Origin of the sequence: Kitasatospora indigofera (genome assembly GCF_014655955.1) — a bacterium.
GTDB lineage: Bacteria > Actinomycetota > Actinomycetes > Streptomycetales > Streptomycetaceae > Kitasatospora > Kitasatospora indigofera.
The window spans coordinates 48,553-64,611 of sequence record NZ_BNBO01000051.1 but is presented as its reverse complement, the minus strand read 5'-3'; the positions used below and the strand labels follow the sequence as shown (position 1 = coordinate 64,611).

Annotated in this window: 12 protein-coding genes; 5 read left to right on the top strand and 7 right to left on the bottom strand. The window is 71.6% G+C overall.

Annotation, left to right across the window (positions count from 1 at the left end; translation table 11 throughout):
* Both IE329_RS31185 and IE329_RS31180 read right to left on the bottom strand, forming a co-directional pair.
* Window positions 1-634, bottom strand: a 634-nt coding sequence (locus tag IE329_RS31185) for a tannase/feruloyl esterase family alpha/beta hydrolase (protein WP_190214367.1), incomplete at its 3' end; no start/stop codon positions are given.
* Window positions 635-1,162: 528 nt separating this feature from the next.
* A complete protein-coding gene (locus IE329_RS31180) occupies window positions 1,163-1,771 on the bottom strand; it encodes a hypothetical protein (protein WP_190214366.1) in 609 nt (202 codons plus the stop codon).
* A 517-nt stretch (window positions 1,772-2,288) separates the two neighbouring features.
* On the opposite strand from IE329_RS31180, the gene IE329_RS31175 reads away from it, so the two are divergent.
* Entirely contained in the window at window positions 2,289-2,840 is a 552-nt protein-coding gene (locus tag IE329_RS31175) for a hypothetical protein (protein ID WP_190214365.1), read from the top strand.
* 54 nt (window positions 2,841-2,894) lie between these two features.
* Here IE329_RS31175 and IE329_RS31170 read toward each other — a convergent pair whose 3' ends face one another.
* The 3 genes from IE329_RS31170 to IE329_RS31160 all read right to left on the bottom strand — a co-directional run bounded on the left by IE329_RS31170 (window position 2,895) and on the right by IE329_RS31160 (window position 7,677).
* Window positions 2,895-5,666, bottom strand: a complete 2,772-nt coding sequence (locus IE329_RS31170) for a helix-turn-helix transcriptional regulator (RefSeq protein ID WP_190214364.1) — start codon at window positions 5,664-5,666, stop codon at window positions 2,895-2,897.
* 355 nt (window positions 5,667-6,021) lie between these two features.
* Entirely contained in the window at window positions 6,022-6,450 is a 429-nt protein-coding gene (locus IE329_RS31165) for an SRPBCC family protein (RefSeq protein WP_190214363.1), read from the bottom strand.
* A gap of 357 nt (window positions 6,451-6,807) precedes the next feature.
* Window positions 6,808-7,677 (bottom strand): Bax inhibitor-1/YccA family protein, encoded by an 870-nt coding sequence (locus IE329_RS31160; protein WP_190214362.1) that lies wholly within the window; start codon window positions 7,675-7,677, stop codon window positions 6,808-6,810.
* A 757-nt stretch (window positions 7,678-8,434) separates the two neighbouring features.
* On the opposite strand from IE329_RS31160, the gene IE329_RS31155 reads away from it, so the two are divergent.
* A complete protein-coding gene (locus tag IE329_RS31155) occupies window positions 8,435-9,283 on the top strand; it encodes an alpha/beta fold hydrolase (RefSeq protein ID WP_190214361.1) in 849 nt (282 codons plus the stop codon).
* A gap of 252 nt (window positions 9,284-9,535) precedes the next feature.
* A complete protein-coding gene (locus tag IE329_RS31150; protein WP_190214360.1) occupies window positions 9,536-10,372 on the top strand; it encodes an alpha/beta fold hydrolase in 837 nt (278 codons plus the stop codon).
* A gap of 123 nt (window positions 10,373-10,495) precedes the next feature.
* On the opposite strand, the gene IE329_RS31145 is transcribed toward IE329_RS31150, so the two are convergent.
* Entirely contained in the window at window positions 10,496-11,125 is a 630-nt protein-coding gene (locus IE329_RS31145) for an HAD-IA family hydrolase (RefSeq protein ID WP_190214359.1), read from the bottom strand.
* A 204-nt stretch (window positions 11,126-11,329) separates the two neighbouring features.
* Between IE329_RS31145 and IE329_RS31140 the strand changes: the two genes are divergently transcribed.
* Complete coding sequence (locus tag IE329_RS31140) at window positions 11,330-11,521, top strand: hypothetical protein (RefSeq protein ID WP_190214358.1); 192 nt, start codon at window positions 11,330-11,332, stop codon at window positions 11,519-11,521.
* A gap of 112 nt (window positions 11,522-11,633) precedes the next feature.
* Entirely contained in the window at window positions 11,634-12,341 is a 708-nt protein-coding gene (locus tag IE329_RS31135; RefSeq protein WP_268257352.1) for an NADPH-dependent F420 reductase, read from the top strand.
* A gap of 743 nt (window positions 12,342-13,084) precedes the next feature.
* Here the strand turns inward: IE329_RS31135 and IE329_RS31130 are convergent.
* Window positions 13,085-15,466, bottom strand: a complete 2,382-nt coding sequence (locus tag IE329_RS31130; protein WP_190214356.1) for a hypothetical protein — start codon at window positions 15,464-15,466, stop codon at window positions 13,085-13,087.
* Window positions 15,467-16,059: the final 593 nt, after the last annotated feature.

Below are 16,059 nucleotides of genomic sequence, written 5' to 3'. Positions count from 1 at the left end.
CGTAGCCCTGGCGCCCGCCGGTCGAGCAGCCGGTGAAGTAGGAGTAGGAGGCGGCGCGGTTGTAGTGGCCGGCGACGACCGCCTTCGCGACGAGGGCCGCCTCGTGCTCGGAGCGCGAGGCGAAGTTCTCCAGCAGCCCGGTGTTGACCTTGCCGTCGGCACCGAGGGCCCAGCTCGCGTCGATGTAGGTGCTGACGCCGGCGTCGGTGGTGGCGGCCGCGTAGCCGCCCTTGACCGCGGCGGCCAGGTCGGTGCCGTAGTCGCCGGCGGCGTACGCGCTGCCGCCCACCGACTGCAGCCGGCCGTTCCAGTTCTGCTGCGGAAGCCAGACCCGCACCTTGGCGTGGTCGCCCTGGCCGGGGTGGGTGAGGGTGACCGTGACGTCGCAGAAGGCCGGGACGTCCGGGATGTGCGCCGCGGGCAGCGGGAACACCGCGGGCACCTCGAAGGTGCCGGCGGCGTGCGCCACCGCGGTGACGCTCTCCACCTGGGTCCCGGCCGGGGCCTTCACCGCGGGGGCGGCGCAGCTGTGGGCGGTGGCCGCGGGGCCGCCCGGGGCCGCCGAGGCACTCGGCGCGTAGATGGCGGCGGCCAGGGGTACTCCGGCGGCGAGGACCGTCAGAAGTCGATTCATCGATGTACCGTCCAAGGTAGTGGGGTCGTTTCGGTCCGCCGGGACGCGGTGGTGCGTGCGTCGGGGGCGGGTGGGCGGGCCAGGAGCCGGCGGGACGGCCGGTCGCGGGCCGTGGGCGCGGGGTGCACGCGGCCGGGAAGGGGCGCCGTGCGGTCCGCTGCTGACGGGATTCAGACTGGCCCGGTGCGGGGGGAGCGCACATCAGTCAGTTGACGGCGGCGGCAGCCGGCGCCCGGGGGCGGCCCGCCGGACCGGCCGGGCCCCGGCCGCGGCGCCGAAAGCGCAGGTCGTCGCGGTGACTTCGGCGGGGTGACGGCCTCGGACGGGTACCGTGGCCGGCGCGTGGCCGTGGCGCCCTAGGTCATTCGACGGTCCCACCGCCCGGGGCGCTCCTGCGGAGCGCGCGCGGCGCACGGCGCCGGTGCCCGGTCAGGACGAGCGCGACGGCCGGCCGCGGCCGGCGTGGACGAGGATCGCGCCGGTGCGGGGGACGAAGGGGTGACCGGAGCGACCGGCTCTCCCGTCACCTCACCGGTACATGGCCAGGTGATTCCGGTAGCCGAACCCGTCGCCGGAGCTGAGGAGCCGCACGAGGGTCGTGCAGTAGCGCCGGTACTGGGCCTCCTCACGGTGCCCGAGGGTCACCGCGGGCGCGCCTGAGAGGACCTGGCGCAGCGTCCGCGTCAGCTCGGGCGGTGCCGGCAGCAGCAGCACGCCCACCACGCGCCGGAAGACACCGATCAGGTGCTCCGGCGCGGTTCCGGCCGCGCCGGCCGCCAGGAGCGGCGCACCCGTCCGCTCCGCCCCGGAGTCGCGGAGGACCCGCAGGCAGAGCCACAGTTGCTCGACGTCGCCGACCGCGAGTTCCACCGGGTACAGGCTCGTCAGCTCGGCGCCCCCCGGGGCGTAGAGCTTGTAGTCGGTCCGCGAGAGGTCGGTCGCGTCCTCCCGCCGGCGGGACCACAGCGGAAGCTTCAGCAGCACCCTGACCCAGCTGTCGTACGCGTCGGCGACCAGGCGCGCCTCCTCGGAGTCGACTCCCTCCACCTGAAGGACGTACAGGCAGCGCAGGAGCAGGTCCTCCAGGCTCTGGAACTTGGCGAAGAACACCGGGTCGTCGGGCACCAGGACGTACAAGGGGGTCTTCCTCCCACCGCCGCGGCGGACTCGGCCCGGGCCGTCGGCGGGGCCCGGTCCCTCGGGGCGGGCCCGGCCATGCTCCAGGTGGGCGGACCCGCAGGTGTGTCCCGGGGCACCTCGCCGGGATCAGGGCCACGACCGCACCGGAGAAACGTATGTCCGTATCGCGGGGAGCGCAACATGTGTGACCCATGACGGCGGCCCGGCCGGGCCGGCCGTCGTCCGCTCCCCGGCGCGGCCGCCCGGCTGCGGCACCCGGGGACCGTCCTCGTCGCGCCGGGCCCCAGGATCCCGGGCACCGGCACGGGCGGGCAGGAGATGTGCCAGGATGGTCGCCGCCGGCGGTTCACCGGCACACCTCGGGGCAGGTATCCGAGGGAGGCGGTGCTCAGGGCGGTACGGTGGCGAACCACGTTTGCCGGCCTCCGCACCACCCCGGCACCCGTCCAGGTGTCCCGGACCTCGGCATCGAGACATACGCAGCACCATCCCATGTACGGAGGAGTGACCGGTTGTGACCAGCCAATCAGCCGACACGCTCCGATCGCGGTACGTCGCACAGGCCGCGTCGGATCTGGAGGAGAACCGCCGCCGACAGCAGGACCTGACCGAGAAACTCAGGTCGCTGCAGCAGGAGGAGGCGCTCCTGATCGACATCATGACACTGGCCGAGCACTACCAGGACGGCGCGGAGCCCTCCCCCCTCCCGGAGCAGCCCCAGGACGAGCCGGCACCCGCCCGGCGGCAGCGGCGCGCGAAGTCCGTCCCCGGTACGGCGGCGTCATCCGCGGCCGCCGCGAAGTCCGGCGGGACGGCGAAGGCACCGCGGCCGTTGCTGGGAGACATCCTCCTGGAGCTGCTCGCCGGGTACGGCGAGCCGCGCCTGGCGAAGGACCTGCGCGACGAGCTGATGGCGAGGCACCCGGCTCGGGAGCCGACCCCGCAGGTCGTGCGGAACACCCTGGAGTCCTTGGTCGCGAAGGGCCAGGTGCGGCGTCACAAGGAGGAGCGGTCCGTGATGTACACCCTGGACGGCGGCGCCCCCGGGGCCGCGGCCGCCGGATAGCACCTCGCGGGGCGCGAGCCCTGGGGCGCCGGAGAATTCCCCGGGCCGTCCCGGCTACGATCCCGCTCCGGCGTCGTCCGGGATCGCCGCCAGGGCGTCGCGCAGGGCCGCCCGCGAGGTGATGCCCAGCTTGGGGAACACCCGGTACAGGTGGGAACTGACGGTGCGCGGGGACAGGTGGGTCCGCTCCCCGATCTCCTTGTTGGTCAGGCCGCGTGCGGCGAGGTCGGCGATCCGGTGCTCCTGCCAGGTCAGCGCCGCCGGGTCGGTGGAGCGGTGCTGGGCGGGCGCCCCGCAGGCGCGCAGTTCGGCGTGCGCCCGCTCGGCCCAGGCCCGGGCGCCGAGGCGTTCGAAGGTCTCGGCGGCCTGGCCCAGCAGTTGCCGGGCGGCCCTTGGCCCCTGGCTGTGGCGCAGCCGGACGCCGTGCGCCAGGCGGATGCGGGCCCGTTCGAAGGGGAAGTCCGCGGCGCCGGGGTGCGTCTCGGCCCGCCGGAACAGCTCGGCCGCCCGGTCGTTGTCCTCGGCCGTCATGGCGAGCGCCCCGAAGGTGACCAGGGCGAGACGGGGTGAGACGTCCGGCAGGTGCGCCGCCTGCGCCGCCAGGGCGTGGTCGCGGGCCTCCCGGGCCCGGCCGGTGTGCAGGGCGGCCTCGACCAGGTCGAGCAGGGTGCGCGGGGCCTGGTGCGCACCGGGTTCGAAGGTGCCGGGCGCGGTGATGCCGGTCGCGCAGAGGTAGGCGCTCTCGTAGTCCCCCTCGCTCAGGGCGACCGTCGTCGCCACGGCGTCGGCGATCTGGGTGAGGAAGCCGATCCTGCGGGGGCGGGCCCAGCGGTCGACGACGGACCGCAGCTCGCGGGCCCGGTCGAGGTCGCCGCGCAGGGCGGCGAGCAGCGCCAGGTAGGCCCGGCTGTGATGGGCGAAGAGCACGTTGCCGTGCGCCGTGGTCAGTTCCAGTACCCGCTGCCCGGTCTCCTCGCCGGCCTCCCAGTCGCCCGAGGCGATCTGGTCGAGCGTGATCAGGTGCAGCATGGTCATGCCGTTCATCACGGCTCCGGTCCGCAGTTCGCGCTCCACGCTGCGGGCGAGGTGCCTCCGGTGCTCCCCCAGGGTGTCGACGTGGTAGGCGGCGACGCCGAGCCGGGTGATGTCCCACGGGTCGAGGTGCGGGAAGGCGGCGTAGGCCGAGGCCACCCGCTCCTGGACGCCGCGGCCCCGGCGGACCACGTCGCTCCAGGCGTCCTGGTAGATCCGCGACATCGGGGGGACGAGGTCCCCCAGCGAGTCCAGCAGGCGGTGGGTCCGCTGCCAGGCGTCGCGGTCGCCGGCGTACTGGCTGATGGCCAGCAGGAGGTTGACCAGCCTGGTGAGCTCCTCGTCCGGTCCGGCCGCCCCGCTGTCCCGCTTCCGCTCGACGGCCGCTGTCAGCTGCCGGTGCGAGGACCGCACGTCGCCGTCCTCGTAGAGCGCGGCGTACGCGGAGACCAGCACCGAGGCGGTGGATTCGTTCTCGCTCGGCCCGCGGTCGGTGTCGAGGAGCCGCTGGGCCCGGTCGAGCAGTCCGGCGTGCCCGGCGACGAACGCGGCGTTCGCCAGCCGGCGGGACCGGTCCTCGCGGGTCTCGCTCAGCTCCGCCGCGCGGGTCAGCCAGGTCACCGCGGCGGCGGCGCCGCCTCGCCGGGTCGCCGACTCCGCCGCCTCCTGCAGGGCCGCGGCGACGCCCTCGTCCGGGTCGACCGTGGCGGCGGCCAGGTGCGTGGCCCGGCGTTCGACGTCGTTGCGGTGCACCTGCGCCAGGGTGCCGTGGGCGGCCCGGCGGGCGTTCGGGGCGGCCGACCGGACGACCGTCGAGCGCACCAGCGGGTGCCGGAACACGAACTCCCCGCTGTCCGGGTCCAGGTCCAGCAGGCCTGCCGCCACCGCCTCGTCGACGTCCCGCATGCGGTACCGCGCGGATCCCGGGAGGCCGGTCACCGCTCCGGCGTGGACACCGTCCAGCGCGCCGAGCAGGAGCTCCGCCCGCATGGCCGGCCCGAGAGCGGCGAGGCGCGCCCCGTACACCTGCTGGAACCGGTCGAGCAGGGGGACGAGCCCGTACCCGGACAGCATGTCGAAGGTGTGCTCGGCGGTGTTGGCGCCGAGGTAGGAGGGGAGTTCCAGCAGTGCGAGGGGGTTCCCCTGGGCCTCCTCCAGGACCCGGCGGCGGACCTTCGGGTCCAGTCGCGGGTGCCGGGTGTCCAGCAGGTGGGTCGCGGCGGGCTCGGACAGCGGTGGCAGCGGGAGCACCGGGAGGGCGGCCGACTCGAAGCCCGAGGCCGCCTCCGGGCGCATGGCGACCAGCAGCTTCACGGTGCTGCCGGCGAGACGACGGCCCACGAAGCCGCAGACCGCGGTGCTGGCCGCGTCGAACCACTGGCCGTCGTCGAGGACCAGCAGCAGGCGTGACTGCGCGGCCGCGACGGTGATCAGGTCCAGCACCGCGGTGCCCAGCGTCATGACGGACGGGGCGTCCGCCCGGCTCCGCCCGAACACCACGTCGAAGGCGACCCGGTGGACGCCGTCCAGCTGCTCGGCGTGCCCGAGCAGCGGATGCAGCAGCTGGTGCAGGCCGGCGAAGGGCAGGTTCGACTCGGCCTCGACACCGACCGCCCGGACCACCCGGAACCCGGCGCCCGCGGCCCGCTCGGCGACGTGCTTCAGCAGCGCGCTCTTCCCCACGCCCGTCTCGCCCCTCACCACGAGGGCCTGGCCCCCGGTCGAGGTGACGAACGAGGAGAGCACCGATTCCTCCGCCTCCCGGCCCACGATGGGCGACGCGAGCGACTCCACTCCTGCTCCCTTCCCCGGACGGGCCTGGGTGCGCCCCTCCCGTCGGATCCCTGCGAACGCCTGCCGCCGGACACCCGGCCGAGGCGCGCCCCGCGCTCCCCCGCTCCGGGCGGGACGGCCCGCGGAACGGCTCCGCCCGGGCCCCGGGGGGCGTGAACGGACAGGTCCGCCGCCGCGTGACCGCTCCCGGGTGACCGGCTCCGGCCGGCCGGAGGGGGATCGCTCTTACCGGCCCCAGCCTCCTCCGCGCCGCCGCCTCAGGACCAGGCGGCAGACAGGCGGTTGGCAGGCAGCTTCCCCGGCCGGCCGGCGCACCGCCGACGGTGCGGACGGTGCCTTCGGCCCGGTCGGTCCGTCATCCCGCCCGCAGCGGACCGGCGAGGGACTTGCGCAGGGCCGCGGGGGCGACGACGGGGAGCAGCGAGGCGAGGATCTTTCCCTTGAGGGAGCGGGGTCGTCGCGTCAGTTCCACGTCGACGCGGGTGCCCTCGCCCTCGGGGGTCATCCGGAAGACCCAGCCGCCGCCGGCGCCGAAGAGCTTCGAGTCGAGCGTCGTGACGGTGACGGTGTCGCCGTCAGGGGCCCACTCGTAGCGGGCGCGCTCCCAGGCCGCGGCGGTTCCCTCGGTCACCTCGGCCCGGTCGACGCCGAGGTCGTGGACCGTGAAGTGGTCGGCGTCGATCGTGGACCAGACCCGTGGACGGGAGGGGCCGAAGTCGGTGAGCACCTCCCGGACGGCCGACGGGCTCAGCGTGGAGACCAGGTGGATGCGGACGACTGCCATGGTGGACCTTCCCGAAAACGTAACCGCTTTGACAGGTGACGACTTTTCCATGGGCTGACATCACCTGTCAAGACGGTTACCAGGCGCGGGCGGGCCCCCTCCCCGGGGACACCGGAGCGAGGTGGCCGACCGCCCGTGCGGCCCGGCGCCGTCAGTCTCCGTACCCGGCGCCACCACCCGCCGGCCAGGGACGCAGCCAGTAGGACGCCGGCGGCAGGGACGCCGGCAGCTGACCCGCCACCAGCCAGGCCACGGTCGCGGCCCCGTCGAGTTCCGCCGGGACTCGCGCCCCGGCGCCGCGGGCGAGCGAAGCCGCGAGCACCTCCAGCGGACGAAGGAACGGGGCGGGCCGGGGCATCAGTCCTCACCCCGCAGCAGCGTCAGCACCCGGAGCACCTCCAGGTAGATCCAGACCAGGGTCAGGGTGAGCCCGAAGGCCGCCAGCCACGCCTCCTCGCGCGGGGCGCCGTCCGCCACGGCGTCCTCCACCTGCCGGAAGTCCAGGGCCAGGAAGCAGGCGCCCAGGACGATCCCGGCGACGCCGAACGCGATGCCGAGGCCGCCACTGCCGAAGCCCAGCCCGTGCCCGCCGCCGAAGGCCGAGAGGAGCAGGTCGGCGACGGTCAGCAGGACGAATCCGGTCGCCGCGGCCAGCACGAAGCCGGCGAACCGGGCGGTGACGCGGATCCAGCGCATCCGGTAGGCGATCAGCACACCGGCGAAGACCGTCAGGGTCCCTAGCACCGCCTGGACGACGACCCCGGGGGCGATGTACGTCGAGGTCACGTCGGACAGGACGCCGACGAAGACGCCCTCGAAAGCCGCGTACCCGAGGATCAGCGGCGGTGACGGCGTGCGCCTGGACGTCTGCACGAGCGCCAGGACGAACGCCACCAGCGCGCAGCCGACGGCGACGGCGTACGAGCGGGCGACGCCGGTCCGGTCCACGGGCAGCAGGGTCCAGGAGAGCACCGCCGCCAGCGCCACCGTGCCCAGGGTCGCGGCGGTACGGACCACCACGTCGTCCAGCGTCATGGGTGTGCTGCCGGCGGTGGCCCGCTCGGCGGGGCCCGGGGCGTCGAACCCCGCGTAGGGGCCTGCGGGGCCGTCGCCGGGCCGCCGCGCGCCGACGGGCAGGCCGACCGGCCGGGGCCGCGCGGCCTCCGTCCCCTGGGCGTCGACGCGGCCGGCTCCCCGCCGGGACAGGATCGGGTTGCTGCTTCTCATGGGGGCGTTCTCCTTCTGGTGGGCGTGCCGTCGCACGGGTCGTTCCGGCCGGGCGCGGCCGGCCGGTGATCGCCGGCGGGGCGGGCACTCGAACCGAGGACGGGGTGGGTGATCCGGCCGGGCGGCGGTGCCCGGCCGGAACGGCGCTGCCGCCGTGCCGGCCGGCGGGGCACGGTGCCCCGGGCCGGCGCGACGTGGCAGCCGCCGTGGTCCGGCGCCCGGTGCGGGCGGGCAGGATGTGCTCCTCGCGAACGGCGACGAGCCCGGCGCCGTCCACTCTCGGCCGCCCCACCACCGGGGCACATCAGTCAGTTGACGGTCGGGCAGCACCGGGACCACCACGATGCGCCCGGTCCGGGCGTCCCCGGCCGGCCCTCGCGGCCGCGGGCGGCCAGGTGGTGGGCGTGCGACGACGGCGGCCCCGCAGGCCCACACGCGTACCCCGCGGGACCCGACGCCGGGCGAGCGGACCGCGGCAGGCCGGCCCGGGCACCCGCCGACGCGCGTCCGGGCGGCCGCGGACACGCGGCCGACGGCACCGCACGGCCCAGGCGGTCCGCGTGACGTAGGGGCCCACGGCGCGGGGCCCGGCAACCGACCGTCATGTGACGGATCCCCGGCCCCCGGCCCGGCAGCCAGGGTGAAGCCCGTCAAGCCCCTCGGACGCCGCCCCGCAGCGGAGCGGCCGACCGTGCCGCGCACGGCCCGGGGCGGCTTCCCTCCCCACATGTCGATCTCACCCGGAAGGGGTACTCCCATGGCAGGTAGCAGCAACTGGCGCAAGCGGTGGTTCCCGGCAGCCGTCGTCCCGGCGGTCGCGGCCGGTGTCGTCCTGGCCTCCGTCGCCGTCGGCGGCGCGGCGAGCGCCACCACGCCCACCGTGACCGTCGAGCGGGCCAGGCCCACCATCGTCCTGGAGCACGGTGCCTTCGCCGACGGCTCCAGCTGGAGCGGTGTCATCACCCGGCTGCGGGCCGACGGCTACCCGGTGATCGCCCCCGCCAACCCGCTGCGCGGGCCGGCCGCCGACGCCGCGGCGCTGCGCAGCGTCCTGGACAGCGTCAAGGGGCCCAAGATCCTGGTCGGGCACTCCTACGGAGGCTCCGTCATCAGCGCCGCCGGCGCGAACGACCCCGAGGTCAAGGCCCTGGTCTACGTGGCCGCGTTCCTCCCGGCGCCGGGCGAGAGCGCGCTGGAACTCACCAACAAATTCCCGGGCTCCACCCTCCCGGACGCCCTGAACCCGGTCACCTACACCCCGGCCGGCGGCACCCCCACCACCGACCTGTACATCCGGGCGGACAAGTTCCGCCACCAGTTCGCCGCCGATGTGCCGACCGCCCAGGCCGCGGTCATGGCCGCCGCCCAGCGGCCCATCGCCCAGAGCGCCCTGGCGGAGCAGGCCACCACGGCCGCCTGGCAGGAGAAGCCGAGCTGGGACATCGTCACCACCCAGGACCTCAACATCCCCGCGGCCGCGCAGCTGTACATGGCCCGCCGCGCGCACGCCCACATCACCGAGGTGGCCGCCTCGCACTCCGTCGCGGTCTCGCACCCGGCCCTGGTCGCCCAGGTCGTCGAGGAGGCGGCCAAGGCCGGCCGCTGACACGCACGGCAGAGCACCGGCGGCCGCGCACCAGCACGCGGGAGCCCGCCCCGGCGGGCCCGCGTCCCGGCGCAGGCCGTCGCCAGGCCCCCGAGGGGGCGGCCGTCCCCCAGCCGCCCCCTCGGGACCAACGGGCCCGGTGGTGCCCACACCGCCGCTCCCCGCGGCCGGCCACCGCACCGCCCGCCCGACACCCCACGCAATCCGACAGCCCGGCACCGGCCGGGATCCGTCCACCGAAGGAGCACACCCATGCCGTACATCACCGTCGGCCGCCAGAACTCCGCCGACATCGAGCTGTACTACGAGGACCACGGCACCGGCCGGCCCGTCGTCCTGATCCACGGCTACCCGCTCAGCGGCCGCTCGTGGGAGAAGCAGACCGCGGCCCTGCTCGCGGCCGGCCACCGCGTCGTCACCTACGACCGCCGCGGCTTCGGCCGCTCGTCCCAGCCCACCACCGGCTACGACTACGACACCTTCGCGGCCGACCTGCACGCGGTCCTGGAGGCGCTGGAGCTGGACGACGCGGTGCTCGTCGGCTTCTCCATGGGCACCGGCGAGGTCGCCCGCTACGTGGGCACCTACGGCACCGCCCGCATCGCCCGGGTGGCCTTCCTGGCCTCGCTGGAGCCCTGGCTGCTGCTGACCGACGAGAACCCCGGCGGTGCGGCACCCGCCGAGTTCTTCCGGAGCGTCTCGCAGGCGGCGGCCGCCGACCGGTACGCCTACTACACCTCGTTCTTCCAGGACTTCTACAACCTCGACGACCACCTCGGCACCCGGATCAGCGAGGAGGCCCTGCGCGCCAGTTGGGACGTCGCGGCGAGCGGCGGGGCGCACGCGGCCGCCGCCGCGCCGCTGACCTGGCCCACCGACTTCCGCGCCGACATCGCGAAGATCGACGTGCCGGCCCTCATCCTGCACGGCACGGCCGACCGCATCCTGCCCCTCGAAGCGACCGCCCGGCCGTTCCACCAGGCCCTGCCCGCCGCGACCTACGTCGAGGTCGAGGGCGGCCCGCACGGTCTGCTGTGGACGCACGCCGAGGAGGTCAACCAGGCCCTGCTGGCCTTCCTCGCCGCCTGAACCGGCCCCCGGGACGCGGGCAGGCAGCCGGGGTGCGGGACTTCGGCGCCCCGCACCCCGTCGGGCGGCCGTCAGGCGGCCAGACGCCTGCTGGCGGCGGCCCGGCCGGGACGGCGGCGCCGCTCAGCCCCGGGCCGCCAGCGGGATGCCGAGCAGGGCCTCCAGCTCGGCGATCGTCCGATCCGGCCGCACCGCGTGGACGGTGGCGAAGCCCAGCCCGGCCGCGGGCGGCAGGTAGGACTCCGTGTCGTCGACGAACACGCACTCCTCGGCCGGCAGGTCCAACATGTCGAGCATCAGCCGGAAGATCTCCGGCTCGGGCTTGCGCAGGCCGTGGTCCTCGGACACCACCACGGCGTCGTACAGGCTCTCCAGGCGGTAGCCCTGGTAGAGGTCCCACGGCGACCGGCCCACCGAGTTGGACAGGACACCGACCTTGATCCCGGCCCGGCGGGCCGCGGCGGCGGCCTCGATCACCGAAGGCTCCGGGAGCAGGTCGGCGAAGATCCGGCCCATCAGGTTGTCGTGCGGCACGCCCAGGCTCCGGCCGGCCGCCTCGTTCCACTCGGCCTGGGTCAGCGTCCCGCGCTCCAGTTCCTGGGTGCGGCGCACTCCCTCGGGATCCAGGTAGAGCGAGGTCAGGAGCGCTCCCGCAGGGAGGCCTTCACGCTGTTCGAAGGCCAGCGCGGCGGGCAGCAGAGCCGTCGTCAGCACGCCCCCGAAGTCCAGGACGATGCCTTTGCGGAGAGTCATGCGCACACCCTAGCGGGGCGGATTCCCCCTCGGGTGCCCGGGCCCGGGGTCCACACGTGTGCCATACGTGCGCGGTGGCCGGGCCCGGCTCGACGGGACATGCCCGGCGGGGCCCGGCCGATCCCGCCCGCTCTCCTTGGTAACCATCTTGACCGGTTATGCAATCGGAGGCATGCTGGCAGGACGGGAGAGCGGAGGAGAAGCATGAACGAGGACGAGAGCACCGAGGCCGCCGCGGCGGCCCGGCGCGCACGGTTCGGCAGCCTGCCCGAACGCATCCGCTTCGAGGACATGACCGAAGTCCGGGACGTCCCGGAGCCCGGGGAGGCCGACCCCTACAACCCGGAACGGTCGTGGACCTTCTACTCGTGCCTTCCCCTGGATTTCGGGCTGTAGGGCGAGCGCGAAGCCACTCCCCTCGGGCGGGGCCGCCTCCTCCGGGGGAACCCCGTTCGGGGGAACCTGCGCTCCGGGGGAATGACGCCGATCTTCCTCGCGGTTGTCGTCGCTGCGGCATCCGAAGGCGCACGTATCCAGACATCGTGGAGAGCACATGAAGATCGGCATCATCGGCGCGGGACACATCGGCGGCAACCTCACCCGCCGCCTGACGGCCCTCGGGCACGACGTCTCCGTGGCCAATTCGCGCGGCCCCGAGACGCTGTCCGCGCTCGCCGGGGAGACCGGCGCCACCGCGGTACCCGTCTCGGAGGTGGCGCGCGGCGCGGAAGTGATCGTGGTGACCATCCCGCTGAAGAACGTCCCCGACCTGCCCGCCGGGGTGTTCGACGGAGCGGCCGAGGGCTTCACCGTGATCGAGACCGGCAACTACTACCCGCAGCAGCGCGACGGGCGGATCGCCGGGATCGAGGACGAGGGCCTCACCGAGAGCCGCTGGACGGAGCGCCGGCTGGGCCGGCCGGTGGTGAAGGCCTTCAACGGCACCTACGCACAGCACATCCTGGACAAGCCGCGCCCCGCGGGCGCCCCCGACCGGATCGCGCTGCCGATCGCCGGTGACGACGAGGGGGCGAAGAAGACCGTCCGGTCCCTGCTCGACGAACTCGGCTTCGACGTGGTCGACGCCGGCGGCCTCGACGAGTCCTGGCGCCAGCAGCCGGGCACCCCGGTCTACGGGCTCGCGGCCGGCACCGCCGAGGTGACCGCCGCACTGGCGGCGGCCTCCCCGGAGCGCCCGGCGGAGTTCCGCGGCTGACCCGGCGCGCGGGCGAACGCACCGGGCCTCCCCTCGGACCTGCCGTCCCCGGGGAGCCCGGTGCCGTCGGTCCCACACCCCGGGCCGGCCGGGTCCCCTCAGTCGTTCCGGGTGATGCCGCCGCGCAGCAGTCAGGACGTCATACGACCCCGCGCCACGACGTCGCGCCGAGAGAAAGGGCCGCAGCGGACCGTGCGATCGACTCCGGCACCGTTGTCCAGCCTCCCCCAAGTCGGAGGGCCGAGGAGAGGCGCTCGTGCTCGACGTAGCAGGTCTGGGCCAAGGGCAGGTCTCTCACGGCACTGCCTTGGGCCCGGACAAACCACGTAGAGCCGCTCGGCCACCTGCTTCATCGCTGCGGAGCTGTCACCCCGCCAGACCTGCGGAACCCTCTCGCTCGTGGCACGGCCTGCGGCGAAGCGACATGGGGTGGACCCTGCACGATCGCATCGGCTTATTGAAAGCGGAACCACGTTGGCTGGTGGGGCCACAGCGATCTGTGCGCGCTGACCTGGCGACGCGCCCAGATTCCACGGCTGCCCGCCCGCGTATGCCTGTGGCGGGGCTCAGAGGTGACGTTCACGAGTGCCCACCGGGTCCACGATGCGATCCACTGGGTCAACGGCGACGACTTCCATTCGTACTGCCCGCAGAACCGGGGCCGCTGGCCAGGACAGAGCCGCGGCCGGATCCGAGCCCTACGGACGGCGCTGAAAGGAATTTCCGCTGGTCGGCCAAGCCACTTACTTCCTGCCGGGCTCCTCGAAGACAGAGGCAAGGTCCCCAAGCACCTCTACCGTGTCCTCCCCAGGCCTCTCGGAAAAAGCCTTCTCTAGTCGCGCCCACATCCGCGACCGCTCGATGCAGAGGCGGCGTATATCCTTTTGGCTTGACGCCTTGGGCTCCGTGATGCAAATCTGCTCTTTGAGGTTTCGCTCCGTCCCCAAGAGCTCGCCCAAGTCACCCATCCTTTCCTTTCGATGTTCGTGGACCGAGCTCACCGTATCCTGGAACAGCTGATGGGAATCATCTGCTCCCTGACGGCGACGGAAAGATTCTCCGAGCTGCATCACTGGGTCGTCACTATAGCTCGGACATGGATATTCGAAAAGGAATGAATTGATCTGGGCAAATTCCTGCATTGTCCTGATGAAATCGAACCTGGTCTGCCAGTGATGCCGATCGACGACGAAGGCGCGAGCCATCGTCCAGGTACTGTTCTCCTCGTCGATCCATCTCTGCAGCATCCCGTCGGCATGAGGGTGCGTACTCAACAGCTCGCACTCGCGACGTTCCCAAATCTGAACCATCAGGCCTGCCACTTTTTCTACAAGATGGTGCTGGTATCTGGTGAGCTCCAGACCGTGCACATCGACAGGGCGGAGGTACGCCGGGTTCTTGATCGGATAGTGCTCGTCCTCCCAGTCCACGAACTCAGTGAATGTTCGCAGCCCTGCAAGGTCCGGATCCTCTGCGACGATCCAGGACCGCATAGAGGCGATGGAACTGCTATCCGCTCGCCGGCATGCCCTGTCAAGGAAGTCGACAGCCTCTCCGGCAAGAGATGCTGTGAAGTCATTCCGATCACCACTTTCACTGATCTCTTCCGGATTGCACAGCCGGCCCCTTTCGAGAGGAAGGAGTCCGATGGCGAAGATACACGCAGCATAGTAGAAGTCGTGCCAGGGGCTCCGGCGCAGCAGTGGCATGCCGGAGAACCAAGCAATTCGAATTTCCCGATTGATATGCTCGACGGTCATCGGCCACTGCCACTCCCGTCCGGAGATCTTCGCCAGAACTTTTGACGTTGATTTTCGCACCTTCGCCAGATGCGAATTTCTGTATACTCTGGCGTATTTCAGCTCACAGGGAGCTTTCCATTCCTTTGCCGAGTCCGGTTCCCTTCGAGCCAAGTCTCTACGGGTTGCCCTGGTCCAGCACCGCCGCGCCGGCGCCCAAACAAGCATGAGCCTCAGAGCGACCCGCGAAACGGTTCCACCAGGGATTCTTCGGAAGCGGTAGGCGCGACACAGATCCTGCGCCTTGCTCTGTCCGACAAACTGAAAGAACTCCTGCAGTAGAAGTTTTCCACCCTCGTCCCCTGGCTCGTCCGAGAAATCGCAGTCCAGCAGGGCCTTGACGTCTCGACGACCGCCATCACCAGCCTCTTCGCCATGATCATTCAGATACTCGGCAAAGCCTGCTTCATATGCACCGAACATCTGGCGGATTCGGGTGCCCAGATGCTGGAGCTCGGCATCCCGCTTGCGCTCCCCGGCTGGAATTCTTTTGTACGAGCACCAGTCGTCTATCAGCTGCTCGCCCATGCCGAGGAGTACCGCCTGGCGATAACGTGCCGTGAGCAATGCCGAACGCCACCAGTTCCTATGAGTCCCGATTTTTCGAAAATATGCCGGGCTTCCTCTCATCCAAGAAAAGTGCCCAAGATCTCTCTCCAGCCCGAGCTTGATCACATCCTGATAGGTCATCAAGGCATCAAGAGAAAGGCCGAGCTGTTCCTGGATGAAACCAACTTCGAGCCGAAGGAACGGATTATGCGGATCCTGTGAAATGGCATCGAAATACTTGCCGAGAGCTTCATCGTAACGCCTGGAGAACTTGCACCTCTGCGCCTCTTGCACATCTCTGAACAGACCGTGTGGGATGGCCAAGCCATGCCACGCGGCCCAGGGCGGCTTCTCGACAAGCCGCGTCAGCGGAAGAATGAAGGCGCAGACCTCATAAGCAGCACTTCTTATGGCAGCTTCAAAAGTCGATTCAGTGCAAGTTATGGATTGACTGGCCCATTTAGGTAGCACGATGACTTGAACCGTTACGCTGCACCTGTCCCCCGGGGCTCGATAGAGTACGCCGTTGACCTGGTACGAGTAACTGACATGCGTTAGGCTCAGCAGCCGCCCGAGCGCTGACGCCATGCTGGCAGATGTACTACTGGACTCCATTGCTGGACTATGCAGTACTTCCACGAAGTCTATTTGCTGCGAACCTCCCGGCATAGGCGAAGGGGCTTCTAGGCTGACCTCGGCCAGAGCCTCACGGAAGTTCGTCGTCAATCTCTCGACTTCGATTCCAGAACCTTCACCTTCGCGACTGAAGGTAGGCACAGAGATTGGACCAGGTAATATCATTCGACGACTGATGCGGAAACGGCGAAAACAGTAGCAAGCTGTGACGGTAAAAACTCCGACGATGAAGAACCGGAATGGACTCGAAACCCTCAGTGCGGCAATCCAAGCGTCCCCCTCGATACTCCGAGAGTTTTGCCAGAATGCCGCTACACCCCACAAGGCGGCGACCGCCGCGAATAAGAACCCACTCAGCCAGCCGTACCCACCGGCGGCCGGTCTGGGGACTTTTACGCGGAGCCACTGCCCAGGATTCTCTCTCCACCAAGACATGAGCACCCCAGGTCCACGGGTTTGCTGAGCCGCGAGGCTGCTATTACCTCCAACGTAGGCATTGCAGCGCTCGCGTGCACCTCGCACCGGCGAGGGCTTCGGTGGAGACCGTGGGCGTGCATCTTGCGTCAGGCGTCAGACTGCGCCGTGACCGGACGCGTTCGAGGGGCCGGTCAGACCCCGCTACCAATGGGGGTAGCAGGTGTCCGGTTCTCCCGGCCAGAGTGTGGGTCAGTGTCGGCACGAGACCCCCGGGCGTGGCCTGGGCGAGAACATGGCGGGCCATGACACACACGGGC

What these genes read in the sequence shown, in the direction of transcription:
- IE329_RS31165 (WP_190214363.1), bottom strand. Translation starts at nt 6,450, where the DNA reads ATGGCAGTCGTCCGCATCCACCTGGTCTCCACGCTGAGCCCGTCGGCC.
- IE329_RS31150 (WP_190214360.1), top strand. Translation starts at nt 9,536, where the DNA reads ATGCCGTACATCACCGTCGGCCGCCAGAACTCCGCCGACATCGAGCTG.
- IE329_RS31140 (WP_190214358.1), top strand. Translation starts at nt 11,330, where the DNA reads ATGAACGAGGACGAGAGCACCGAGGCCGCCGCGGCGGCCCGGCGCGCA.
- IE329_RS31145 (WP_190214359.1), bottom strand. Translation starts at nt 11,125, where the DNA reads ATGACTCTCCGCAAAGGCATCGTCCTGGACTTCGGGGGCGTGCTGACG.
- IE329_RS31160 (WP_190214362.1), bottom strand. Translation starts at nt 7,677, where the DNA reads ATGAGAAGCAGCAACCCGATCCTGTCCCGGCGGGGAGCCGGCCGCGTC.
- IE329_RS31155 (WP_190214361.1), top strand. Translation starts at nt 8,435, where the DNA reads ATGGCAGGTAGCAGCAACTGGCGCAAGCGGTGGTTCCCGGCAGCCGTC.